Annotated in this window: 28 protein-coding genes; 12 read left to right on the top strand and 16 right to left on the bottom strand. The window is 54.6% G+C overall.

Annotated elements, in window-relative coordinates; translation table 11 throughout:
* Window positions 1-81: 81 nt before the first annotated feature.
* From GJA01_RS15730 to GJA01_RS05480, 3 genes are all read right to left on the bottom strand, one after another.
* Entirely contained in the window at window positions 82-291 is a 210-nt protein-coding gene (locus GJA01_RS15730; protein WP_062503330.1) for a helix-turn-helix domain-containing protein, read from the bottom strand.
* A 241-nt stretch (window positions 292-532) separates the two neighbouring features.
* Window positions 533-922, bottom strand: coding sequence for a S24/S26 family peptidase (locus GJA01_RS05485; protein ID WP_062503328.1), 390 nt, complete (start codon window positions 920-922; stop codon window positions 533-535).
* Window positions 919-1104, bottom strand: a complete 186-nt coding sequence (locus GJA01_RS05480) for a hypothetical protein (RefSeq protein WP_048842955.1) — start codon at window positions 1102-1104, stop codon at window positions 919-921. The genes GJA01_RS05485 and GJA01_RS05480 overlap by 4 nt, the downstream gene beginning before the upstream one ends.
* A 110-nt stretch (window positions 1105-1214) precedes the next feature.
* Here GJA01_RS05480 and GJA01_RS05475 point away from each other — a divergent pair, with 110 nt between their 5' ends.
* The 3 genes from GJA01_RS05475 to GJA01_RS05465 all read left to right on the top strand — a co-directional run bounded on the left by GJA01_RS05475 (window position 1215) and on the right by GJA01_RS05465 (window position 2785).
* The gene (locus tag GJA01_RS05475) at window positions 1215-1472 is read left to right on the top strand and encodes a helix-turn-helix domain-containing protein (RefSeq protein WP_082067401.1); all 258 of its coding nucleotides are present in this window, start codon (window positions 1215-1217) and stop codon (window positions 1470-1472) included.
* A gap of 201 nt (window positions 1473-1673) precedes the next feature.
* Complete coding sequence (locus GJA01_RS05470) at window positions 1674-2378, top strand: hypothetical protein (protein ID WP_048842956.1); 705 nt, start codon at window positions 1674-1676, stop codon at window positions 2376-2378.
* Window positions 2375-2785, top strand: coding sequence for a PIN-like domain-containing protein (locus GJA01_RS05465; RefSeq protein ID WP_048842957.1), 411 nt, complete (start codon window positions 2375-2377; stop codon window positions 2783-2785). Before GJA01_RS05470 ends, GJA01_RS05465 begins: the two co-directional genes overlap by 4 nt.
* A 24-nt stretch (window positions 2786-2809) precedes the next feature.
* Here the strand turns inward: GJA01_RS05465 and GJA01_RS05460 are convergent, their stop codons facing one another.
* Entirely contained in the window at window positions 2810-3010 is a 201-nt protein-coding gene (locus tag GJA01_RS05460; protein WP_062503327.1) for a helix-turn-helix domain-containing protein, read from the bottom strand.
* A gap of 192 nt (window positions 3011-3202) precedes the next feature.
* Here GJA01_RS05460 and GJA01_RS05455 point away from each other — a divergent pair, with 192 nt between their 5' ends.
* Entirely contained in the window at window positions 3203-3844 is a 642-nt protein-coding gene (locus GJA01_RS05455) for a hypothetical protein (RefSeq protein ID WP_062503326.1), read from the top strand.
* Here GJA01_RS05455 and GJA01_RS05450 read toward each other — a convergent pair.
* From GJA01_RS05450 to GJA01_RS05405, 10 genes are all read right to left on the bottom strand, one after another.
* Window positions 3830-4105 carry a hypothetical protein gene (locus GJA01_RS05450; protein ID WP_062018531.1) on the bottom strand — a complete coding sequence of 92 codons (276 nt, stop codon included), beginning with the start codon at window positions 4103-4105 and terminating at the stop codon, window positions 3830-3832. The genes GJA01_RS05455 and GJA01_RS05450 overlap by 15 nt on opposite strands.
* 54 nt (window positions 4106-4159) lie before the next feature.
* On the bottom strand, window positions 4160-5371 hold the full coding sequence (locus GJA01_RS05445; RefSeq protein ID WP_062503324.1) for a tyrosine-type recombinase/integrase: 1212 nt from the start codon (window positions 5369-5371) through the stop codon (window positions 4160-4162).
* Window positions 5372-5622: 251 nt separating this feature from the next.
* Window positions 5623-7275, bottom strand: coding sequence for an ArnT family glycosyltransferase (locus tag GJA01_RS05440; RefSeq protein WP_062503323.1), 1653 nt, complete (start codon window positions 7273-7275; stop codon window positions 5623-5625).
* Window positions 7276-7351: 76 nt separating this feature from the next.
* Window positions 7352-8104: a glycosyltransferase family 2 protein gene (locus GJA01_RS05435; protein ID WP_062503321.1), complete on the bottom strand. Its 753-nt coding sequence runs from the start codon at window positions 8102-8104 to the stop codon at window positions 7352-7354.
* Between the two features lie 4 nt (window positions 8105-8108).
* Window positions 8109-8609 (bottom strand): F0F1 ATP synthase subunit B family protein, encoded by a 501-nt coding sequence (locus tag GJA01_RS05430; protein WP_023944425.1) that lies wholly within the window; start codon window positions 8607-8609, stop codon window positions 8109-8111.
* A gap of 10 nt (window positions 8610-8619) precedes the next feature.
* Window positions 8620-9180 (bottom strand): F0F1 ATP synthase subunit B family protein, encoded by a 561-nt coding sequence (locus GJA01_RS05425; RefSeq protein ID WP_061929101.1) that lies wholly within the window; start codon window positions 9178-9180, stop codon window positions 8620-8622.
* An 8-nt stretch (window positions 9181-9188) separates the two neighbouring features.
* Window positions 9189-9413, bottom strand: a complete 225-nt coding sequence (locus GJA01_RS05420) for an ATP synthase subunit C family protein (RefSeq protein WP_010504497.1) — start codon at window positions 9411-9413, stop codon at window positions 9189-9191.
* Window positions 9414-9459: 46 nt separating this feature from the next.
* On the bottom strand, window positions 9460-10209 hold the full coding sequence (locus GJA01_RS05415; protein WP_010504500.1) for a F0F1 ATP synthase subunit A: 750 nt from the start codon (window positions 10207-10209) through the stop codon (window positions 9460-9462).
* On the bottom strand, window positions 10187-10555 hold the full coding sequence (locus tag GJA01_RS05410; protein ID WP_010504503.1) for an AtpZ/AtpI family protein: 369 nt from the start codon (window positions 10553-10555) through the stop codon (window positions 10187-10189). The genes GJA01_RS05415 and GJA01_RS05410 overlap by 23 nt, the downstream gene beginning before the upstream one ends.
* Before the next feature lie 146 nt (window positions 10556-10701).
* On the bottom strand, window positions 10702-12216 hold the full coding sequence (locus GJA01_RS05405) for a TSCPD domain-containing protein (protein ID WP_062503320.1): 1515 nt from the start codon (window positions 12214-12216) through the stop codon (window positions 10702-10704).
* A 161-nt stretch (window positions 12217-12377) separates the two neighbouring features.
* On the opposite strand from GJA01_RS05405, the gene mlaD reads away from it, so the two are divergent.
* The 6 genes from mlaD to GJA01_RS05375 are packed head-to-tail and all read left to right on the top strand — an operon-like array spanning window position 12378 to window position 16471.
* Window positions 12378-12959: an outer membrane lipid asymmetry maintenance protein MlaD gene (gene mlaD, locus GJA01_RS05400; RefSeq protein WP_062503319.1), complete on the top strand. Its 582-nt coding sequence runs from the start codon at window positions 12378-12380 to the stop codon at window positions 12957-12959.
* Window positions 12956-13177, top strand: a complete 222-nt coding sequence (locus tag GJA01_RS05395; RefSeq protein ID WP_010504509.1) for a hypothetical protein — start codon at window positions 12956-12958, stop codon at window positions 13175-13177. The genes mlaD and GJA01_RS05395 overlap by 4 nt, the downstream gene beginning before the upstream one ends.
* Complete coding sequence (locus GJA01_RS05390; protein ID WP_253783213.1) at window positions 13177-13857, top strand: DUF2155 domain-containing protein; 681 nt, start codon at window positions 13177-13179, stop codon at window positions 13855-13857. The genes GJA01_RS05395 and GJA01_RS05390 overlap by 1 nt, the downstream gene beginning before the upstream one ends.
* Before the next feature lie 54 nt (window positions 13858-13911).
* Window positions 13912-14634 carry a trehalose-phosphatase gene (gene otsB, locus GJA01_RS05385; RefSeq protein ID WP_062503316.1) on the top strand — a complete coding sequence of 241 codons (723 nt, stop codon included), beginning with the start codon at window positions 13912-13914 and terminating at the stop codon, window positions 14632-14634.
* A complete protein-coding gene (locus tag GJA01_RS05380) occupies window positions 14622-15959 on the top strand; it encodes an alpha,alpha-trehalose-phosphate synthase (UDP-forming) (RefSeq protein WP_062503315.1) in 1338 nt (445 codons plus the stop codon). The genes otsB and GJA01_RS05380 overlap by 13 nt, the downstream gene beginning before the upstream one ends.
* Window positions 15956-16471, top strand: coding sequence for a disulfide bond formation protein B (locus GJA01_RS05375; RefSeq protein ID WP_023944432.1), 516 nt, complete (start codon window positions 15956-15958; stop codon window positions 16469-16471). The genes GJA01_RS05380 and GJA01_RS05375 overlap by 4 nt, the downstream gene beginning before the upstream one ends.
* A 5-nt stretch (window positions 16472-16476) precedes the next feature.
* Here the strand turns inward: GJA01_RS05375 and GJA01_RS05370 are convergent, their stop codons facing one another.
* On the bottom strand, window positions 16477-16650 hold the full coding sequence (locus tag GJA01_RS05370) for a DUF1328 domain-containing protein (RefSeq protein WP_026017668.1): 174 nt from the start codon (window positions 16648-16650) through the stop codon (window positions 16477-16479).
* A 166-nt stretch (window positions 16651-16816) separates the two neighbouring features.
* Between GJA01_RS05370 and GJA01_RS05365 the strand changes: the two genes are divergently transcribed.
* Entirely contained in the window at window positions 16817-18835 is a 2019-nt protein-coding gene (locus GJA01_RS05365) for an NAD(+) synthase (RefSeq protein ID WP_062503314.1), read from the top strand.
* A gap of 93 nt (window positions 18836-18928) precedes the next feature.
* Window positions 18929-20320 carry an NAD-dependent succinate-semialdehyde dehydrogenase gene (locus GJA01_RS05360; protein WP_062503312.1) on the top strand — a complete coding sequence of 464 codons (1392 nt, stop codon included), beginning with the start codon at window positions 18929-18931 and terminating at the stop codon, window positions 20318-20320.
* A gap of 94 nt (window positions 20321-20414) precedes the next feature.
* Here the strand turns inward: GJA01_RS05360 and GJA01_RS05355 are convergent, their stop codons facing one another.
* Entirely contained in the window at window positions 20415-23585 is a 3171-nt protein-coding gene (locus GJA01_RS05355) for a glycosyltransferase (RefSeq protein WP_172794459.1), read from the bottom strand.
* Window positions 23586-23806 lie beyond the last annotated feature (221 nt).

Genomic DNA, 23806 nt, shown 5'->3' with positions numbered 1-23806 from the left:
ATAGTCATTGTCTCAGCCTTGAGGCTCAGCCTACGACAAAGCGGCCCTAAACCTGCTCCATACGTAGGGTAGGTTCAGGGATTAGAGGCTTTTGTCTTTTAAGCGAGGCAGAGACGACAGCCATCGGAGGACAGAATCCTTCACGATAAGCGTCGACCGCCCGATTTTAATTGCCTCGATATCGCCGGATCCGATGCGGCGATAAAGCTCGCTACGGCTGAGGGAGAAGATATGGCACGCTTCCCGAACACGAAGCGTTACGCGATCTATTTCTGAGATTTGTTCTGTCATGCCAAGTACGCCTGAAAAGAGATTAATGCTCTTCTCGACCCCCAAGCATCAGCTTGGCACTTCGCCCAGTCATCAGACCACCAGCGGGTAAGCTGGAAAGGCAGCCGATCCGACACTCGGACTTTCAGTTCTCGTCCGGCATCAGCCTGTGTACGAAAACCCCATAGTGTCGACACGTAAATGAATATTACGTGGTTGAACGTCATTCTACACCACGAAATATCTGGGGACAATATTAAATTCATAATACAATCTCCGTGGCTACATTGGTGTAGGAAGACACGACCGGCTCCCCGCGCATGAAGCCTGCGTCAAACGTTAGAAACGCTCCGACGACAATTCCACGATTTATGCTGGCCAATGTATCAGCGGAGACTGTCTGAAATGTGCTCGTGTTGTCTTGCCAAATCTTAAATCCGCCTTTGGTGCGCTGGACGCGATAGACGGAATAAGAGCCCGGCAGAGTTTCCAACACATACTGGCCGTCAGCAATGAAGATGGGCGCGTCTTTCCGGTAGGCGGCATAATCACCACGTCGGAAGGCCGGAGCCATATTCATGTCGTAGATGCGCACAAAGCCGATCTGGTCAGGGCTACCCATGGGAGTGCGTAAAGCTGGTGTGGTGGTCATCGCACGGCCTCCACCTGACGTGGGGCGTGACGGCTCATGACCGGATCAGGTTTCATCATCCCTAAGAGGGCGAGAGCCAGCATGAGGGAGATGCCGAAGCCAGAGACCATTTCAGAAACCAGGCGCAGATTGAGCGCCCCTGCCACGCGAGCAGCGGGCATGGTATAGACGTGCTTAGCCATTGCCGAACTATCCTTCGGTATGTGGTTAGGTCGGACAGGAAGGCTCCTACCCCTTCTGTTCGACCGCTTTATCTCTTGCGAGATGTCATCATAGGTGACACTCTCCTTTTATGAATGCAAGAGAAAATGTCATCAATGATGCTATTTGCCCAGCTCAGGTGAGAGCAGGACGCGCATTGATTGGCTGGACACAAGATAAATTGGCGTCTGAAAGCGGGCTCCCAAAGCGGACCATTGCTCGCATTGAAGGAGGAGAAAGCTCTCCTCGTTCCACTACAATCACTGCCATCCGTACAGCCTTGGAATCCGCTGGTGTAGAGTTTGTGCCTGAGAATGGTAGTGGGGCTGGGGTTAGACTGAGAAAGTGAGTCAAGTTGGCGATAGCGCACTAGTCACCCGCCTTTGGTCCGAAATCGAACAGATCCTATTTGAGCGGACCGCAAGCCTCCATTTTCGAAAAGCCGTTTTGATGGTTTGAGTGGTCATCAGAACATGTAACTTTTCTTGTAATGACATCTGATGGGCGTCACGGCATAGTGCCCCAAAAGGATAGGTGCGGAGTATTGTAAGTGAGCCAGAACGTTCAAACCCTAGTCGGCATAGGGCTATATACGCCTGCCGAAGCTGGGCGTTTGATCAACGTCCGCTCCGCCAAACTTCGTAGGTGGCTTCAAGGCCATGAGGCAAATGGGAAGCATTATTCACCATTGTGGAAGTCTGAAATCGACCTAGACGATGGCAAAGCATACTTAAGTTTCCGGGATATGTTGGAGGCTCGTGTAGCATCCAGCTTTATCGAAAATGGCCTGAGTGCAAAGAAGCTACGCCGAGCTATTGAAATCGCTCAACAGGTTGTTGGTGAGCGGCCGCTCGCGACTAAATGGCTGAAAACAGACGGTCGTTCAGTTTTTCTTCAAGTGGCTGAATCTGAGGCTGAAGAGGACGGAGAGCCAGAATGCTTGGATCTGTTCAGGAGCCAATATGCTTTTGCACGGGTTGTGAAGGACAGTTTGCGGGATATTCAGTTTGACGGGATTTATCCCACAGCATGGTGGCCCCAAGGCGAAAAGGCAGGAGTACTGATTGATCCCGCTCGTTCGTTCGGTAAGCCCATAGAGAAAGAGACGTCAGTTCCGACCGAGCATCTGGCTTCTGCTGTCCGTACGGAAGGTTCGGTGGAGCTGGTGGCTAAGATGTGGGATGTGCCGGTTCGGGCAGTACGGCGGGCTGTTGCCTTTGAGCAAAAACTTTCTGAGCCTGCTCTTGCAGCGTGAAAGTTTTTTTCGACAATTGTACGTCTCCCGTTTTGGCGGAAACATTGAATGGCTTTCTTCACCATAGAAACCATTCAGCTACCCATATTCGAGACCTACCTTGCGGAAGGCATGCGTCCGACGTCGAGTGGATGTCGTTTCTTCAGAATGAAAGTAATGACTGGATTGTCATCACAGGCGATGGGCGTATTCAGAAAAATCGAGCAGAACGTGTTGTGTTCCGGCAAGCGAAGCTACGAGGTTTCGTTTTGGCGCCCGGTTACCAAAAGACACCAGTGCATCAGATCGCGTCAAATTTGATTTGGCGATGGCCTGATATTGAAACCTTTATCAGTCAGGTGGGTGGCGGATCTCTTTTTAAGCTTCCTATGGGAAAAGCTGGAAAGTTTGAGCAAATGCCACTTTGACAAATGCCACGGCAGGAACTGTTTTCAAGCCACCTCTCCCAGCCGCGGTAACCGAGCAAAGTAAGCTTCCACAGAGCGCGTCACGATCCTTGTAGAGCGTCCCACCTTCACGGCCTGAATGTCTCCCTGGCTGAGCATCCGGTAAATCCCTGAGCGGCTAATGTTGAATCGCTGGGTGATGAGAGGGATGCTGGCGTATTCAGGGAAGTCATTCAGGGTGTGCATGGTTTGTTCTCCATAGTTACCCTGCAGAGGGCGGTGGCTATGGATTTAGTCTGATGGATCAAGATTTCGAAACGCAAGGATCTTGATCAGAAATTTTCAGGTGCTCGCACATAACGGATGCGGATTCTTTAAGTCCTAGGCAGCAGACTCGACGAGTTCTACATAGGACAAAAGCGCTTTAGGAGAGCTACGATGGATCCGACTTATCATCTTAACGGAGGCTACAAGCCTACTACAAAACGTAATGCCGATTTGAATGGCCCTGATTTCTACCCAACACCAGCCTGGGCTACACACGCCTTAGTTGATAACGAAAGTTTTGAAGGCGAAATCTGGGAGCCCGCTTGTGGCAATGGAGCTATGGCGGAAGTGTTGGAGACGACCGGATCCCGAGTTAGGTCTTCTGATTTATATGAACGCGGTTACGGTGAGTCCGGAGTGGATTTTCTGGAAGCAAACCAGAAGTTTAAAAATATTGTTACTAATCCACCGTTTCATAGTGCAGAAGGATTTATAAAAAAAGGGATAGAACTCTCTGAGAGTAAGTTTGCATTACTTCTTAGGTTGGCTTTTTTGGAAGGAGCTAAGAGAACAAATACTATTTTTCATAAGACGCCACCTGCCAGAGTTTGGGTTTTTAGTGAAAGAATTACTTTCTACCCCGCCGGAATGAAGGCAACTAGTAGTGGGACTACTGCATACGCTTGGTTCGTTTGGGATAAAAATCAAACATCGTCTACTGAGTTAAAATGGTTTGCTCCTGGATACAAATCCCGGTTTCAAGATAATATATCCAAGAGCAAGCACCCTAAAAAGATGTTAGAGCTTTTTTAGGGTCGCTCTGCCCGGATAGCTTAAGCGCTTGTCAGTAATAGCATTCCCATCTTCTCCTCTATGGCAAATGATATTTCTGACCTGCTGCTCCCAGACCTCTTCACCCTCGCGGGTTTTAGATTCTTTAGTATCTTCGGTAGTAAGGGATATGTGGTTTGGTAGATTATATATAATATTCCTTACTTTGTCTTCTTTGTTTGGGAGTGTATCGAGATAGCGTATCACCGCTTTTGCGATGTCCTCTTCTGTAGACCTAGACATAAATTCTCCTTTTGGGCGCACTTGATTGTGCGTCCTATTTAAGAAGAGAGTATGTTAAGATACTTGGCAATAGTAAATTATATTCTCCCAACTCTCCATTAAAGCTCGTCGTTTTGAAAATAAATCGCCACGCCGGTAAGCAGCCTCCACTTTATCACCAATGGCGTGTGCTAACGCCATCTCGGCGACCTCCCTAGGAAAATCCGTCTCTTCAGCCGCCCAGTCTCTGAAGGTAGAGCGCAGGCCATGGACAGTAACATCTTTGGTCCCGGCTGCTGTGTGAAGGGCCTTGGATAGAGCGACGTCTGTTAGAGCTTTGCCCCGCTGTTGCCCTGGGAAGATGAAGTTGCCTTGGCGAGAATTGCGCAGTGGGGAGACAGCCTGCAGGATTTCCAGCGCACCATCACTTAACGGGACACGATGTTCCCGCTTGGCTTTCATGCGTTCGGCTGGAACTGTCCAGATCTTCTGCTCCAGATCAATCTCATCCCACGTGGCAAAGCGGACTTCACCCGATCGGGCAGCAGTCAGACACAAGAACCGGACGGCTTGGGCAGCAAGCCCATTTGATGCTGCGAGGGCAGCCATGACTAGGGCGATGTCTTTCCGATCCACTGCGGCATGATGTTCAACTTTGGCGACCTTTGAAGGAGCGGGAAGGATATTGGAAAGGTGTCCTCTCCATCTTGCCGGGTTCTCACTCTCTCGCCAGCCATGGGTCTTTGCATAGTCCAGGATCCGTTCAATCCGTCCACGGACCCGGCCTGCGGTCTCTGTCTTCTCGGTCCATATGGGGCGAAGGATGTGCAGGACGTCATCTGTATCGACCGCAGATACGAGCTTCTTTCCGAAAGTGGGGAAAACGTGAATCTCGAGAGAACTGGTCCAGACGGGTGCCGATCTCTGATCTTTCCAGGCGGGGGTCTGTTCCTGAATATATCGACGAGCGACGTCCTCAAAAGTCAGTCCGGATTTACGCTTTCGGGCGGCCTTCTCAGCCTTGCGTTCTTCAATCGGATCCAAGCCTTCAGCTATCATGTGTCGGGCTTCTGTTGCCAAACGACGAGCGTCTGCCAAGCCCACGTCGCGGACGGGGCCCAGGCCCATCTCACGAGATTTCCCGGTGATCGGGCTTTTGAAGCGGACTGACCATGCCCGGACGTTGCCTTTGATGGTCAGCCATAGATTGCCTCCGTCTCCATAAACTCCGTCCTTGAGAGAGGCGACGGTTCGGGCGGTTAGGCGGTTTGAAGCGATTCTGGGCATGCACCATTCTACCCTAGAAAATCCGACCCATGATAGAAAACCCACGTTCCAACCCATGTTAAAAAATGGCATCATGGGAGACTTCTAGGGACGTCATGGGATAGTTCTGAAAATTATTCCTATGAAAACATTGACTTAATGGTGGTGCCAGAGACGCCCAGACACATAGATTTGGTGGACCTCAGCTCCACCATGGTGTTTTCTTTAACGGCGGGATGTTTGTGCACTTGGTGCGGGTATACTTGTGTAGGTTAATCCGGGGCGAAGAGGCCCAGATCGAGGTGATGGCCGTTTGAGTAGTTCAGGCCTTTGACGCGCCCATATTCGACGACGCTCATTCCGGTTTTTCCCAGCGCATTTTTGAAAATAGTCTCGTCTTTTCGATCAACAAGCGCGAGGGTGCATTTTGGATTTTTTTGCAAGTAAAGAGCGGCTGCTTCAGGGCCGAGTAGCTGGGTCTGTTCGCCTGCAAGAAAAACCAGACTTGGCTCGGAGTAAGACGTGGAAACCAGCACACTTTGGTCACAGGGTTTCACGTCTTCGAAAAGGGCGGCTACCCGTGGGGCCAGACGGATTGTCTGCAGGTTGGGGATGACAGCCAGGAAAAGACCTGCCTGTGCAATGACTGCAGCGCCCATTGCACAGAAGGCGGCCTGTTGCCGATGCTGGCGCAGCAGCAGAAAAATTGCGGCTCCCATTAAAGGGAGTGTGCCACAGAGAGCTAGGCCTTCGCGCAGAGAAAAGACGTGTTCCATCTTGTAAAGCAGGATTGTTCCGGCAACGCAGAAGGCTATTCCGATCATAGCCCAGAGTGTGCCGTATAGTCCTAAAGCGGCCTTACCCAATCGAGATAGCGTGGGCACGGACCAGACTGTTAGGGATGCTGCGGTCAGAATGGCAATGGCTGGATAGGTGGGGAGGACATAGTGCGGCAGCTTGGTTGCGATAAGCTCGAACACGATCCAGTGGGGAATGATCCAGCTTAGCAGGAAGCGGACCTGTGGAAGTTTTCTGTTTTTCCAGATGGCGGGCAGGGCCAGAGCTGCGAAGAGCGATCCGGGCCAGAATGCCAGTGCAAACACCAGGAGGTGAAAGCCGGGAGGAAGTCCGTGTGCTTCCTGACCGTGCGCGACTTTGCCCAGAAAGTTTCGGCCGATGGCGCGTGAGAAGAATTCACCATGGCTGACGACGTCAATTGCGATGCACCAGGGAACGACCACGGCGAGCATGAGGAGCCAGCCCCAGTGGGGGCGGAGGCGGGACCACCATGTCTTGTTCCGTTCCACGGCCCAGAGCGCGAGAGGGGTGCCGAAACCGGGAATGAGAACGACTGGTCCTTTGAGCATGAGTCCAATGCCCAGAGCCAACCAGTAACCGCAGGCGACCGGAATCGGAGTGGGGATATTTTTCTGGCGATCGGTGAAGGCCCTTAGAAGCATTGCTTCAAAGCACAGCACATCGAGCAGCAGGACAGTGTCGATCGTCGCCATATGGCTCTCGGCGACGAAAAGCGTCGAGACCATCAGTAGGCCAGCAGCCATCAGGCCCGTAGTTGAGCCAAACAGGACTGTTCCCATCCAGGCAGTGAGTGGAACAATGAGTGTGGCTGCGAGAAGGCTTGGAACACGGTAGGGCCAGGTTTTTCTGAGAACGCCTGGGTCCAGAAATGTCTTGGCGATTTGTGCTGAAGAGGCTTCAAGCCAGTAGATGCCGGCCGGCTGAAGGTAGCGGGGTTTATCCTGAAAACGGACATCCACGAAATTGCCGGAGGTCAGCATTTGCTCCGAGGCTTCCATGTATCTCGGCTCGTCGCGGTCAAGCGGAGGAAGCGTCATGCGTCCTGACAGAGCGAGCAGGAAGGTGACCAGCCCAAGGAGGGCATAGTGCCGGAATGTCAATTTCATGGTGAGGCTCCGTTCCGGTCCATCACGGAATGGTGGACGGAGACGGGCCCAAAGGCCATCCCCTATCGTGGATGGATCAGTGTTCGGTCAGATGATCGGGCAGGTGAGTACGGTTCTGTAGCCACATGACACCCAACAGATCGCGGATGCCAACAAGAGCCCGATTGAAGTTGGTGTATTTGGAAGAACCGTGCAGTCGCGCACGATGCTGGACTTCATGGCAGATCAGCGGTGCACCGTAATGCCCGAGCAGGGCTGGCAGGAAACGATGGACACCCTCGAACTGCGGAATACGCAGAAACATCTCGCGGGAAAAAAGCTTGAGGGGCGCACCGGTATCCGGACAGCCATCGTTCAGAAGTCTGCGGCGCAGGCCGTTTGCCAGTTTTGTGGCGACGCGGCGCGACAGTCTGTCATTCCGCTTGCGGCGCACTCCGACAACGAGCGGAGGTTGAGTGTTGGCTGTGCGGGCAAGTTCCAGCATCCGGATGATGGAAGACGGATCGTCCTGCCCATCACCATCGATGGTGGCCATCCATTCCCCATGGGCCGCGGTTGCGCCTGTTCTTAGGGCTGCGGATTTTCCAAGGCGCCGTGGGTGGCTGATGATTCTGATATTGGGAAGATACTGTTGCCGGGCTTCGAGAAGCTTCTGGACGGTGGCGTCTGTGCTGCCATCGTCAACGACAACAATTTCAGTATTTTCCGGAAGGCGGTCAAGAACTCCTGCGAGTTCCTGACACACCGGGAGTATATTTTCCGCCTCGTTCAATACCGCCATGACAATCGAAAGAGTCACGGAGGCCTGCGATGGGCGGAGGGCAGTCATAGGCTCAGGCCGCGGAACGGCGGAGAGCTTCCGGAAGGTTCTGAATGCTCTGCTCAATCAACTGGGCAGCAACGTCCGGGCTTTCGGAAAGACGGGAAGCCACAACGTCACGTGCTGCGGAAATTGCGATTGCTGTCGCACGTTCCTGAACTTCGCGGATGGCAGCGCGTTCGGCGGCTTCAATGCGATCGTGAGCCATCTTCTCGTAACGAGCTGCTGCTGCTTCTGCTTCGTGACGGGCGCGTTCTGCAAGAGCAGCTGCTTCCGTCTCGGAGCGGGCGATCATGGCCTGCGTTTCAGCAAGCGTCTTCTCGCGTTCGCGGGTGGCATCTTCCAGCATCTGTTCGGCTTCACGACGAAGGCGTGCTGCTTCGTCAAGATCACGACGGACGCCCTCGGCGCGGGCATCAAGATGACTGGTGATCACGGTCCAGAGCTTGCGACCAAAGATCACAAAGAACAGGACAAAAGCCAGGGCGGTCCAGAAACGGGGTTCGTGGAACATCGTCGTCTCCTTAAGCGCTGACGCGTTTGACGGCGCTGGCGATAGTCTGCTCGTCCTGGTCCCCGATCAGGCGGGAAACGAGGTTCTGGGCGGTACCGGTAGCGATTGCTGGCAGGCTGGACAAAGCCTGTTCGCGGGACTGGGCGATCCGTGCTTCGGCGTTCGCGACGTCAGCTTCGAGACGCTTGGCGGTTTCCCGTGCGTGCGCTTCGGCGCTGAGGCGAGCCTCGTTCTGGATGCGCTCTACATTGGCCCGGGCCTGTGCGGCCGCTTCATGGCGGGTGCTCAGAAGTTCGGCGCTTGCGCGGTCAGACTCTGCTTTCGCACGGCGGGCAATATCGAGATCATTCTGGATGCGGGTGCGTCGGTTGGACAGCACGCGCTCGATCCGCGGCAGAGCGGAGCGGCTGAGGACAATGTAGAAGCCGGCAAAAATGACGGCTCCCCAGACGACCTGTCCGATCAGCAGCGGATCATGGACGTTCAGCTGGGGCATGCCCGCAGCCACAGCTCGGCCCGGCACAGCCGCCAGCGGAGCGGCGAACAGGAAAAGACGTGGCGTGCGGTGCATGTTCGACCTCAGGCGAACAGGATCAGGAAGGCGATCAGCAGCGCGAACAGAGCAACAGCTTCCGTCAGAGCGAAGCCGAGCATGCCGAGGCCGAAAACGTGCGGGCGGGAAGCCGGGTTGCGAGCAATGGAGCTCACAAGCGTCGAGAAGATGTTGCCGAGGCCGATGCCGACGCCTGCGAGGGCGATTACTGCGATACCGGCGCCGATTTCACGAGCGGCTAGAACGTCCATGGTCAGGTTCCTTTAGGGTCGATACAGGGGTTGTGCCAAACCGCGCTCAGTGAGCGACGGCCTCGCGCAGATAGATGCAGGTGAGGATGGCGAAAACGTATGCCTGAAGCACACCCACCAGCAATTCCAGAGCCGTCAGCGCAATGTTGATCGCGATCGGGGCAACGGCCAGAATATGACCGAAGAAGCCCAGACCGGCGAGCATGATTGTGAAGCCGGCAAACACCTCGAGCAGAACGTGACCGGCCACCATATTGGCGAACAGACGGATCGACAGGCTGACGGGGCGAGAAAGAAAAGACAGGATCTCGATCGGCACAAGCAGCGGTGACAGCCATACAGGGGCGCCGGCCGGCATGAAGTGCTTGAAAAAGCCCAGACCCTGAAAGCGCAGGGAAGCCAGGATCGAGATCAGGAATACCGTGACGGCCAGCGCAAGTGTGACTGCGATATGGCTCGTGTAGGTAAAGGAGAAGGGGAGAAGGCCGAGGTAGTTACCGGCCAGAATGAAGAAGAACAGAGCGAACACGAATGGGAAGAAAGCTGCGCCCTCTTCGCCCATTGTGCCGATGGCGAGGTCGTGAATGAAGTCATAGCCGATTTCGGCTGCGGCCTGGAGACGACCGGGAACGACGGAGGCCGGACGCATTCCGATGAAGAGGAATGCAAGCACCAGCACAACGGCGATCAGCATGAACAGTGGAGACTGTGAGAACCGCAAAGCTTCGCCCAGAGATCCGAGAACCGGATGGAGCTCGAACTGTCCGAGCGCGTCAATCGTCGATCCGGCTGCCACGCTGGCTTCTCCCGTCATCTTTTGGCTCGGGTACCATGCCCGGCCCATTCAACACTCGCCAGACATTCATCATGCCGGCACCAAAACCCAGCAGGGCAAAAAGCAGCAGGAACAAGACCCTGTAACCCAGCCAGCGGTCAAGAGCGTAACCTAACGCCACTCCAACCGCCAGACCGGCAACAAGCTCGGTTCCAACCCGGATCGCAACACCGAAAGACGCATAAGTTGATGTGTCTTCGTCGGTGGACTTTGTGGAAAACTCTTCCGCCCGAGGGTCAAGCTTCTTCCTTGCGCGCTTCAGGCGCTCATCGAAAGAACCGTTCTCATCGGAAGGGGCGTCTGCCACGCTGTCTGATCCCTTACCCTGTGCGCGTCCTTCTCATCCGGGCAAAATATCCGGATTCCTTCTCAACGCAGGCGCTAGCTACCGACGAGTCCGCGGGCTGTCAATGTATTCCAGCCACGCGAAGGCCTGTAGACGCCATTTCTTCATCAACTTACCAGTCTGAGCCGTCGCCCGCGTGGGCTATCGCCTGAAGAGTGATCGAATGGCAGCATGGGAGACGGATCTTCCGAGCTGGGTTCAATCTGGGGAGCGTCAGGCATATGCTGTCCGAGATAGGCTTCGGACAATGTGCGGAAGGCGTAGTCGAGCATGGATGAGGCGTAAGCCGCACCTGGATCGCCCTCGACCGTTCCGGCAGGACCGAAGCGCGTATAGGCGAATCGCTCCACAAAAGCTTCAAGGGGGGCGCCGAATTGCAAGCCAATGCTGACGGCCTGACCCAAACAGTCCATGAGGCCGCGGGCCATGGGGCTTTCGCGGGTTGGGATAATGCTGATTTCTCCCAGGGTGCCGTCTTCAAACTCACTTGTGCGCATGAACAGATTGTGTCCGCCAACGGCGGTTCTTTGTGTAAACCCTGTCTGCCGCATGGGGAGTGGTCGACGCACGCCGCGCTCAAGTTTTGCCCTGAGGTTGGCAAGTTCCGGTTCGGGTAGTTCTGGCAGAAAATCGACGGATTTTTCCAGAAAGCGGTGCATCGCAGCGTGAGCTTCCGGGCGTGTTGGTGGCAAAGGGGTTTCGCCAGCCAGAGCCAGAGCCAGAGCGGATTCCGGAGTCAATCCGCGATGAGCGAGGCGCGCAAGGGTTGATGCACGGAGGTGACCGTCATCCCGTAGTGGGGAGAAAACAGGAGCCAGTCCGCAGGCTTCCACACCAAGAAGTGCATCTACGGCGCCGGGAGCGGAAAATCCTGTTTCAATCGGGGACAGGTGACGCCCTTCCTGGGTTGCGCAGGCTTGTGCGGCCAGTCCTCGAAGATCGGGAAGGGCCTTGCATTCCGGAATGGAGGGCAAGGGGAGGTCTGTGCCTGCGCGGGCTATGCTTGTAGCAAGGGCGGCAATGGCCTTTGCGGCATTGCGTCCGTCTTCGCTGTCATAATCCAGCCCCATGGAAGCCAGGCAGGCATCCAGATCCGTGAGCAGAAGAAGGCCAGCGGATTCTTCTGAGGGATTGACTGGCAGGTCGAACAGCGGAAGTTCGCCGGTGCGTTCGATCCGTGTGGTTGCGTGTAGTCGACGCAGGGAATCACAGGCCAGTTTGAGGCAGGCGACAAAATGTTCGGGCGCGAAGCCATCATCCTGCACGAATCCGGACAGGCGAACGATAAAGCCGGGCATTTCGTCGGTATGGCGTTCCCAGAGGGCAATATTGGGAGCCAGTTGTCGCATAAGAAGAAGGCATGACAGGCTGCGACCCGGTGATGGGGTGTTGGCTGGTGTGCCCGGGAGTGGTGGGCAGGCGTCAATCATATCAACCCAGCGTGCAGCCTCCGTTGAAAGGCGGAGAGGCCCACCACTTTGTGTGATCTGGGTCAGAGCCTGGGCGGCGTCATCCTCCCAGGCAGCCGGAAGGGTGACGGAGCGCGTGGCGCTGTCGTCCGGATCGGTCGTGACCCGAAGCGTTCGCATCCGAACGCCGGTCCAGTGAAGACGGGCTGTCATGCTGCGAATCTACGCTTCGTCTCTGCGGCTCGGAAGCCGGAAAACAAGCCATTTTGCCGTGTTAATGGGTGGGAACATGGGGATATGGGGGATAACATTTTCAGAGGGGGATGATCTCTGTTTCTCAAGGGAGGGTTGGACGGACGCCACGGAGTCCGCTAGTGCAGGAAAATGATTTTTTCGAAGGTGACGTCATGAGCGCAGCCATGGGAACAGCGCGTCCTGCCGCTCGTCAGGACCGGCTGGAACTGCTTGCCGGACTGCTGGTGCTGGTTTTTCTGGCCGGAATGCTTGTTCTGGCCATGCTGGGGCATCATCAGAGCAATGATGGGGGCTACCAGGTCCATGCGTCTTTCAGCCAGATTGATGGTCTGAATGTCGGTTCGGATGTCCGTCTTGCGGGTATTACGGTTGGGCATGTGACGTCGGAAGTGGTTGATCCGAAGACCTTTCAGGCGAAGGTGACGTTCACGTTGTCACCGGATGTAAAGCTGCCGACGGATTCTGCTGCGATCGTTACGTCTGATAGCCTTCTGGGTGGCAAATATATTGCGCTGTCTCCTGGGGGCGCTGATGCGACGGTCAAGGCTGGCGGTGCTCTGACGGAGACGCAGGGGTCCATTAGTCTGGAACAGCTTCTGAGCAAGTTCATTTTCTCCGTGACGGATACGCTTCAGAAGGCCCAGAAGACGCAGGCTGCTCAAACGCAGAAGCCTGCTGGTAGCTTGTCGGACGAGCCGTGACATCGGCTGATTTCCCTTGGCTGGATCACGATGGGCAGCCGGTGGCCTGTGTTGAGAAGGTGCGCGTGCTGCGGGAAAATGATTCCGAGCTTCGGCAGGCTCTTCAGGATGCATTTGAGGATGGAATTCTGATGGGCGTTTCGCCTGAGGCGATGCGTCGGTCCTTTACGGCGATGCTGGCAGATCTTGTGGATCCGACTGCCAAGGGAAAAGAGTGATGATGGTTAAGCGTTCTTTTTCTGTTGGTATGGTGCTTCTGATGGTTGGCGCATCATCATGGGCTCAGGCTGCAGTTGGGGTTGCACCTCCGGCAATGTATCCGGCTGATCTTTGGCAGGGTCGTACACAGGCAGTTATTCGTGTTCTGAACCGTCTGGACGCACATATCGAGACGTTGACTGTTCCGGTCGGCGGGACTGCGACTTACGGGACGCTTTCCGTGGCTGTTGAAGCCTGTGTCAGTCGGCCTGAGACGCTTCCGGCGGATGCGGGTGTTCTTTTGCATCTTCGTGACACGGGAGATTCTGCGCGTGCGCCGTTCGATGGGTGGATGCTGCAGAATGAGCCGTCTGTCGCGACTTATGGCAGCCCCCTGTATGATGTGCGTGTTGTGTCCTGCGCTGGAGACAAGGTTGCGCCGGATGCGGGCCCATTGCCGGCCATAAAAACGCCGCAACTCACTGACACAAATGCACCAGAGGAAGAAGGAGGGGATGATCAGTCTCATTCCTCGCCGTCCTCTGAAGGGGGGCCGGTGCCTTTGGCTCCGGATACGCATTCCCCCATTCCTCTCGCACCTCCAAGCGGTGGGGCACAGTCTCTTGTGCCGTCTGCGCCGCAGGCTCCGCCTTCCGGGCAACCGTTGCCCCCTCCTGAGGCTGATCCCGGTCTAGAGTAAAGGGAGAGTGGCGGAGCGGGGATAATCCTGACACTGGAAAGAGATAACTGACTCATGATCCAGGTTCCTTTTCCGCCTTCCAAGGCAGCGCTGCTGCTGGACTTCGATGGAACGCTTGTTGATATCGCTCCGACACCTGAAAGCGTTATTGTTCCTGCTGGTTTGACGGAAGATCTGCTTCGGCTGAAAGATCTTCTGGGTGGGGCTCTGGCGATCGTGACAGGGCGGCCGATTGCGCAGATCGATCATTTCCTTCCCGGAATTCCGTATGCTGTTGCAGGTGAACATGGTGTCGCTATGCGCAAGTCACCGGTGCACGATGTTGATCATCGGGTTCTGCCTGCTGTTCCCGCGGACTGGCTGGGCGGCGCCGAAGACATCGTGGCGCGATATCCAGGTGCCAGTGTTGAGCGCAAAAGGGCAGGGATGGTTCTGCATTATCGGCAGAATCAGGATGCGGAACCGGCCTTTCGGTCTCTGGTTGGTGATTGGGCGGCTGAGCCGAATGGTTTTCGGCTTCAGGATGCGCATATGGCCATCGAGTTGCGCCCTCTGGGGGTGGATAAGGGCGGAGCAGTCCGTGAACTGATGGCTGAAAATCCTTTTCAGGGCCGGTTGCCACTCTTTGTCGGTGATGACGTTACAGACATGGATGGAGTGAGGGCTGCCCGCCAGATGGGGGGTGATGGCTGGCTTATTCCTGATGATTTTCCTGATGCAGCCACATTCCGCCGGTGGCTGCATGATTTGTCGGAGGGACATGGATGGGGCGCCTGATTGTTGTTTCCAATCGTACACCAGCGCCCGGAGAGCGGACGCAGCCTGCCGGAGGGCTGACTGTCGGGCTGTATGATGCGGTTCAGACGCGTGACAGTTTGTGGTTCGGGTGGTCTGGTGAACAGGATGACGACGCGATGGAGCGTCCTGTTACGGAAGAGCGCGTGGGGAATGTGACGTACGCCACATTCGACATGACGCCACGGCAGTATGACCGGTTCTATCTGAACTTCTCGAATGGTGTTCTCTGGCCACTCTGTCATTACCGAACACAGCTCATGCGTTATACGCGTGAGGATTGTGAGGCGTATTACGAAGCCAATGCCGTATTCGCGGATCGTCTTGTGCCGCTTCTTAAAGAAGACGATACGATCTGGATTCACGATTATCATCTTTTTCCGCTGGGGCAGATGTTGAGAGATCGTGGCGTTACGGGGCGGATTGGTTTTTTTCTGCACATTCCGTTTCCACCCTGGAGTGTGGCGCGTCTTCTTCCGCAGTTGAAGAGATTGCTGGAAGGGCTTGCGGGGTGTGACAAGATTGGGGTTCAGACGCCTGAGGATGCTCAGAATTTGCGGGGGTGTTTTGAGGCGTCAGGTCTGACAGCAGATGTTGAGGCTGTGCCGATCGGGATTGATCCGATCCGGTTCAGGCAGCAGGCGATTGAGAGTGCCGCAGCAGAAGAGGTCGAACAGATTGTCGACAGTCTTGTTGGCAAGCGTCTGATTATCGGTGTGGACCGTCTGGATTATTCCAAGGGTCTTCCGGAGCGGATGCGTGGCTATGAAATGCTGTTGAAGAATTATCCGGAGTATCGTGGAAAGGTCACGTTTCTTCAGATTACGCCGGTGTCACGCACAGGTGTCGAAAGCTATCGGCTGCTCAAGGAGGAGCTGGACGGGTTGGTCGGGACGATCAACGGCGCTTATGGCACGCCGGATTGGGTTCCGATCCGGTATACGACCTGGCCGATTTCCCGGAATGTTCTGGCGGGGCTCTATCGGGTCTCGGATGTCGGGTACATTACGCCGCTGCGCGATGGTATGAATCTGGTCGCCAAGGAGTTTGTGGCGGCGCAGGATTCCAAGGACCCTGGGGTTCTTGTGCTATCTCGTTTTGCGGGAGCTGCGCCTGAAATGCCAGAAGCGTTGCAGGTGAACCCTCTGGATGCCGAGGGGATGGCAGATGCGCTTCATGCGGCACTGACCATGGACGTGGAGACCCGTCATGAGGCATGGTCCGCGCTCTATGGCGAAGTGTCCCGCAATACGGCGGGAAGCTGGGCCAAACAGTTTCTTGATAGCCTGGAGGCTTCCCGACCATGACCCTGACTGGAACGAAACAGCCCGATATGACCAGGATTCTGGGAGGGTTGTTCGTTCTGGCTGGTCTGGCTGCTTTGGGGACCGCTTGGTTTGCAGAGCACAGGCTTTTGCTTGCGCCCTGTGAGCTTTGCCTTTGGGAGCGTCGGCCATGGCGTGTTCTGATTGCGATTGGGGTTCTGACTCTTGCCGTGCCGCGACGTTATGCGCGCTATTCGGTGTTGGCCGGGCTGGTGTGTGTGGCAGTCAGTATTGGTTTGGCGGTTTTACACGCTGGTGTGGAGCACAAATTCTGGCCAAGTCCGGCTCCTGAATGTCGTGCGCCAGTTTTTCATGGGGGAAGCTTCAAAGACTGGATGGCGTCCATGCCATCGCGCCCGAACAAGCCTTGTGATTCCCCGGATTATCTGTTCGGCCTTCCTGTTTCCATGACGGAACTGGGGGGGCTGTATGCTGTCGCCGTTTTTGTGCTGGGTAGCCTCGGAACCGTACGGTTGTTCCGGTCCCGAGGCTGAAGTCTTCAGAATCTCGGGCGACCTCGGCCGAAGATCAGGCTGATGACCAGCAGAACGAGGAAGATGAAGAACAGGATCTTGCCGATATAGGCGAAATCTGCCGAAATTCCTCCGAAGCCCAGGACGGCGGCGCAGAGCGCGAGGATGAGGAAGACAATTGTCCAGCGAAGAAGATCCATGGGTAATGTCTCCTGTGTCATGATGTTCCGTCCATTGGAGGAACGGGGATGAGCAATGCAGAACGGCGCAATGTCATTCCGGTTCAATTTCGCAACGGCGCTTTCATGACGACGGCACTCAATACATGATCCGCCTCCCAGGTTTTTCTGTCCCGAAAGAAGCAACATGACCGGATTCCGCTCTCTCTATCATCAGGGCTTTGCGCGGATTGCAGCCTGTACGTTGCCTGTTTCGTTGGCCGAGGCGCAGGTCAACGCAGAGCGGGTTCTGGAGGTTTTAAGAGACTGTGACCGTCAGCGGGTTGCTGCTGTTGTTTTTCCAGAGCTTGGGCTGACCGGGTACACGCTTGATGATCTTCGGTTCCAGGATGTGGTGCTGGAGGAGGCGCGGTCGGCCCTGATCTGGCTCGCGGAGCAAACGGCGTCTCTCATGAGTGTCGCTGTTGTGGGCGTGCCGCTGTGTCGCGGCGATCTGCTCTATAATTGTGCGGCTGTTCTGCATCGCGGGCGTATTCTTGGTGTTGTTCCAAAATCCTATTTGCCCCGGTATCGGGAGTTTTATGAGCCGCGCCAATTTACGTCAGGATTGGGGACGACGGGCAGTATCCGGATTGATGGGACGGAAGTGCCTTTTGGGGCTGATCTTCTGTTTGCAGCGGAAGATCAGACCGGGCTGACACTGGGCGTTGAGATCTGTGAGGATCTGTGGGTGGCCAATCCGCCGAGTGGTCGTCTGGCGCAGGCCGGTGCGAGCATCATTCTGAACCCGTCTGCGTCTCCGGTGACGATCGGGCGGACGGATGATCGATCGCTGCTGTGTCAGGCGCAGTCCATGCGGACGCTGACGGCTTATGTTTATGCGGCTGCTGGGGAAGGGGAATCCACGACGGATCTTGCCTGGGATGGGCAGGTGTCCATTCATGAGAACGGGCGTCTTCTCGCGCAGTCTGATCGGTTTCCGCAGGGCGAGCGGCTTGTTGTCGCGGATGTTGACCTGGATCTGTTGCGACAGGAGCGTTTGCGGACCGGGCAATTCGGGGTGGGATGTGAAAGTATCCGCACGATTGGTTTCGAACTGGGAGCGCCTGTTGAGGATCTTGGGTTGAAGCGGGACGTCCCTCGTTTTCCGTTCGTGCCGTCCGACATGAAAACGCTTGCCCGGGATTGTTATGAGGCCTGGACCATTCAGGTCAGTGCGTTGTGTCAGAGGTTGAAAGCCAGCGGCGCGCAAAGGGCCGTTATTGGTGTTTCGGGAGGGTTGGATAGCACGCTGGCTCTTCTGGTTGCTGCGAGGGCGGCAGATGAACTTGGTTGGCCCCGGACGCATGTGCTGGCGTACACGATGCCGGGTTTTGCGACAGGCACTGAAAGTCGTGGGCTGGCGCATGCTTTGATGGATGCGCTGGGCGTGGAGTCCAATGAACTGGATATCCGACCGGCTGCGGAGACCATGCTGGAGGGGATTGGTCACCCATATGCAGAGGGGAAACCGGTTCATGACATTACGTTCGAAAATGTTCAGGCAGGGTTGCGAACCGATTTCCTGTTCAGGCTGGCTAATCACCGCAATGGGATTGTGATCGGTACGGGCGATCTGTCCGAGCTGGCGCTGGGTTGGTGCACATACGGCGTGGGAGATCAGATGTCCCATTACAATGTTAATGCCGGAATGCCGAAGACGCTGATTCAGCATGTTATCCGATGGTTGGCGCGGGAAGGCGAGTTGGGGGCTGGCACCGCTGACGTTCTGGAGAAGATTGTCAGTGCTGAAATCTCGCCAGAACTGGTGCCGGATACGGGGCAGGGTATTCAGAGTACGGAGCAGAGGATTGGCCCGTATGCCCTTCAGGATTTCACACTGTTTTATGTTCTGAGATATGGTTTTCGCCCGTCCCGTATCGCCTTTCTGGCCGAAAAGGCGTGGGGAGATGTTACGATGGGCTCCTGGCCTGCGCATTATCCGGAAGATCGGCGGATTTCTTATGATCTGGCGGAGATCTGTCACTGGCTTGAAGTGTTTATTCTTCGGTTTTTTGGGACCAGTCAGTTCAAGCGCTCAGCTATGCCAAATGGGCCGAAAATCGTTGCTGGAGGCTCACTTTCGCCGCGTGGGGACTGGCGGGCTCCATCGGATAGTAACGCACGATCCTGGCTAAAAGAGCTAAAACAGAACACGGCTATGTGAACTTTCAAACTTTTCAGGGGTTGGGGGTTCCGTACCGTGGCTTTCATGCCAATATGTTGAAGTACGATTTTATCTAACGGAGATTTGTCCGTCATGGCTTACGCTACGACCAACCCTTATACGGGTGAGACGCTGAAGACTTTCCCGGAAGCAACCGACCAAGAAGTTCAGCAGGCGATTACTGACGCGTATGAGGCTTTCAAAAGCTGGCGCGATGTGTCTTTTGCAGACCGCGCCAAGGTCATGAGTGCTGCTGGTGCGATCCTGCGCCGCGATATTGATAAATATGCCAAGCTTCTGACCCTTGAAATGGGCAAGCTTTATGAAGAAGCCAAGCTGGAGACGATCCTCTCCGCTGAAATCTTCGAATATTATGCCAAGAATGCTGAAGAGCTTTTGAAGCCAGAGAAGCTGCCGGTTGCTGATCCGAAGGAAGGCGAAGCCATCCTGATCCATCAGCCGCAGGGTATCGTTTTTGCGATCGAGCCCTGGAACTTCCCGTATTACCAGATCGCCCGCATCATCGCGCCGCAGCTTTCTGCTGGTAATACGGTTCTGCTGAAGCATGCTTCGAACGTTCCACAGTGTGCGGCAATTTTCGATGATCTGATGATCGAAGCTGGCCTGCCGAAAGGTGCGTTCAAGAACCTGTATGCAGCCCGTCATCATACGGCTGTGATCCTGAATGACCCGCGTGTCTGTGGTGTTGCTCTGACAGGCTCTGAAGGAGCTGGTGCCATTGTTGCCAGCACGGCAGGTCAGGCGCTTAAGAAGGCCACCATGGAACTTGGCGGTGCCGATGCGTTCGTGGTTCTTGAAGATGCCGACGTTGAGAAGGCTGCCAAGTGGGCTGCGTTCGGCCGTCACTGGAATGCTGGTCAGGTTTGCGTGTCGTCCAAGCGTCTGATTGTTGTAGATTCGGTCTACGACCAGTTCCTGGAGATCTACAAGGCTGAGGTTGCCAAGCTGAAGGCTGGCGATCCGATGGATCCGTCCACGACGTTGGCTCCCCTGTCCTCGCAGAAGGCGGCTGACGATCTGAAGGCTCAGGTTGAAGAAGCCAAGAAGCACGGCGCTGTTGTTGAAGTGATCGGTGCACCTGTTCCAGAGAAGGGAGCATTCTTCCAGCCGCTTCTGATGACGAACCTGCATGGTGACAATGAAGCCCGTCACTGGGAGTTCTTCGGTCCGGTTACCCAGCTTTATCGTGTGAAGGATGAGGCTGAGGCGATCCGCGTTGCCAATGACTCTCCGTTTGGTCTGGGTGGCTCTGTCTTCACGAAGGATACGGCTCGCGGCGTGAAGGTTGCCGAGAAGATCCACACGGGTATGGTTTACGTGAATCACCCGACGATGGTGAAGGCTGATCTGCCGTTCGGCGGTGTAGCCCGTTCTGGATACGGTCGTGAACTGATCGGTCTGGGGATCAAGGAATTCGTCAATCACAAGCTGATCGACGTTGTTGATATCGACGCTCCATTCTGAGGTTGTGATGGTCAGGGGAAACTCTGGCCATTCAACCAGAAAAACCCCGGACAGATAATCTGTCCGGGGTTTTTTTATGTCATCGGGAAAGTGTTTAGAGGCGTTGTTCTGGGGCTTCTGCCGTCAAATTAATCCACGGGTGACGCGATTTGACGTAATTGACGACGCGCGCCTTATGAGCGGCCTGCTCCGTAGAGAGATTTGTCATGGAATAAGTATGCTGGCGGTAATCGGCCAGAATGGCTGGAACCTGACGGCCAGGCAGGCCAAGTTCGGCTAAAGTGCACCAGAGATCAAAGTCTTCCCATCCCATGGCTTCACGTGAAACATAATAGCCGCCAGCGGCAGCCCAAGCCCATTTTGCAATCATTGCCATTGCATCCACGCGGTTTCCCGAGACGAGCGAAAGCGGATTGAAGGGAAGGTCGCCAAGAACTGCAAAAGGGCCTCTGCCTGGTGATACTTCCTGAGGACTAAGTGGGAGCGGTCCACTTTCGTTGAAGCACTGGATAAGGGGATAAGCGTACGCGATTCCGAATGTCATAGCGGCGTGAAGCGTTTCGCAGGCATCCGGACGCAGAAGATTGTCTGCATCCAGTTGCATGACGCAATCTGTCTCTGCGGTATCCATTCCAATGTTTCGTGCTCCTCCCAGTCCGGCATTGCGGAGAGAGCGCTTCAGGATCAGTCTGTTGAAGCGTGTTACATTTCGCTCCATCCAGAGGCGTATCAGGTCTACGGAGCCATCTGTTGAGCCGTCATCAACCACAATCAGATCAAGTTGAGAAAGTGTCTGAGCTGAGACAGAATCCAAGGCATCCAGAATGTAGTTGTCGTAGTTGTAGGATGTGATGACGACGGTGACGTCAGCTTCTCCAAAAACGTCGTGATGAAAAAGTGTTTCGTTTTCTGGAATGACAGGTAGAGGGCGATGCTCCAGATGTTTGCGGGCAAGAAGCAGTTCGCCAGCTTCGGCTGCTTCTTCGTCTCCTTGTAGTGAGGAGATGGCAAGTCTTATGCGTCGCGTCTGTGCCTCTGGGCTGAAGGGCCACAGTACATCATGATACGCATCACGAGCCATGCGCTGCCGTCGTTCTGGGTCATCAACCAGCGAAAGAAGGGCGGCAGTCCATTCTTCTGGGGTTGCGGCAAGAAGGCCGGTTTCGCCGTGCCGAACCAGACGTTTGAACGGACCTGTTGGAGAGACGATCGAAGCACTTCCTGCAAGGGAGGCCTCCAGAAACTTGATCTCGCTTTTTGCTTCGCAAAAGACATTCCCGACTTCGAGAGGGGCAATAGAAATATCAAACCGTCCGAATTCATCGGGAAGATCCGGGAGAGGAACTGTTTCCCGCCATTCGATCTGGCTGCTCAGGTTTTGGAATTCTGGAAACTCTTCCAGAAGGAGCATGCTGGACTGACTGGCTTTCTCCCGAAACAGAACGAGTCTGACGTTTGGGCGCTGTGACAGAACATATGCGATAGAAGGGGCGGCTATGGCAAAATCACGCTGATGTGTTCTGGTGCCTGTGGCGTATCCGATGCGAATGAGGGTGTCACCTGCTGCGGAAAGGTGAAGTCCCTCTTGAAGGCGACGATTTAGACGGGAGCGGCGCAGAGTGTTTTTGTCATAGGTATTGGGAAGAATGTGTACCACCGGTCGCAATTTGTGCATCGCGTGGGCGAGTTCCCGGGTTGTGGCTGACCCCTGATCACAGCGCATCAGGGTGCGGCGAACATCCGTAAAGAAGTGTTCAATTCTTTCCTCGGTTGTTCCTATCGACCTTATACCGTCAATCAGATCTATGCGGGCATAGTGAGGAACGAAAACAATATCGTCGGCGTCGAAGATGGTTTTGACGTTCTGCTGCTGGGCTAGATCAAGCATTGTGCTGACATGCCCACTGTATTCTACCCGCCAGAGTATCATGACGTCTGCCCAGCAGATGTCATCGTAGCTGACGTTTGCACAATCCTGAACGCGAGCTTCAAACCCGGCGCAGCGTGCGGCTTCCGCGTTGCGGTAGCAGCGATAAGTCACGCCGGGAGTGTTGGCTTCGCCTGCAACAAAGAGAATGCGCGGTGTTGCAGCAGGAGAAGAGAATTCTTCGTCAGAAGGCAGAAGCGTCTCTACGAAGGCGGTTTCTGCGCCGGGTGGTATGGGGTCGGACAGGCAAGGTGTTGAGGGTGAGGGTAGATCTTGTAGGACCAGCGGTTCGGGGAGCGTTGGTATGTAAGGTATAAAGGGTGTTCGCAGGGCTCTCAGAAGTCTGCGCCAGACAGGAGCAGGACGGTGAAGCAGGTCTCTGAGTGCTTCAAGTGCTTGGTGGCTTAGTGCCAGTTTTGTGTTGAACGACGCATAGGACTGTTGGAGGTATGTGTAATATTTTTCAATTTCTTCTTGTCTAAAAAGAGAAATTTTGAGTTGATGTTTTGTATTGTCGAGTTGTTTTTGAATATCATTCAGCTTCTCATGAAGGGAAATATTTTCTGAATGAATGTGTTGATATTTTTTAGATAGAGATTGAATAACAGATTCTTGGTTAGAAATATTTTTTAATGAGGTACGCGTATTGATTCGAAGGGCGCGTGTAGTCTCTTCTGCTCTCTGGAGGGTATGAACTGTTGTAATGAGTGCATTCTGGGCTTGGCGCCCTTCCAGATCGTGGGCGAGAATCTGGCGTATTTTTTGACGAAAGCGATGGGCCGGTTCAGATATTTCATTCAGAAAAGAAAGTGCAGAATCCTGAGAAGAAATCCGGATATTCAGACAGTCTGAGAGAAATATGAACTCTTTCTTTGGGTCGAACTCAGGGCCTATGACAAGTGTATTTGCACAAGTTTGATCTGGGATGTCTTCATGATCGTAATGACAAGAAAGGGAAAATTCATTTTCTTGTGTAGTAGAAAAGATATTTCTTAAATCTGGGATGAGATCTTTCTGAAATTTTTGAAGAGAGGGGCTAATTTTCCGGTTCAAGTCGTTGGATAGGCGTATGAATGGCTGATTCGATCGCGTCTTTTTCTCCAAGAACAAAGTGAGCCAGCATAGAAAGCGTATGGCCTGCTCGTCATATGCAGACAGTGAGGCGCTGTTATCTGCCTCTTGTGATTTTTCTGCGAGAAAGAAAGCCAGTTCGGCCAGAGCCTGATCTTGGTGAACTGGAAGAGTGCAGGAAGAATGATCAATCACGGAATGCAGCTTTAAGGATTCTGGAAGAATTGCACAGAGGGGAAATGAAACAAAAAAATCAAACTTGTTCACAATACTCTGTTTTTTATGGAATATTGAAAAATTCTCAACAAGAAAACAGAGTAAATTTTATATAGCCATTGCAACCTTTGTTAAAATGCAATCTTGTGCTCTGGGGCATTCCTGCCCCGACTCATTCTGTGGCTTTGGCGGCTGAGTGGGAAAGAAGCACTGTTTGCGGGTCTGTGTGTTGCCCGATGAACGTTAGCAGAGTCGTGTGGGTACCAAGGTGG

This window comes from Gluconobacter japonicus, from assembly GCF_002723975.1.
Taxonomy (GTDB): Bacteria; Pseudomonadota; Alphaproteobacteria; order Acetobacterales; family Acetobacteraceae; genus Gluconobacter; species Gluconobacter japonicus.
The sequence above is the reverse complement of the archived record's forward strand: the minus strand, read 5'-3'. Positions and strand labels throughout refer to the sequence as shown.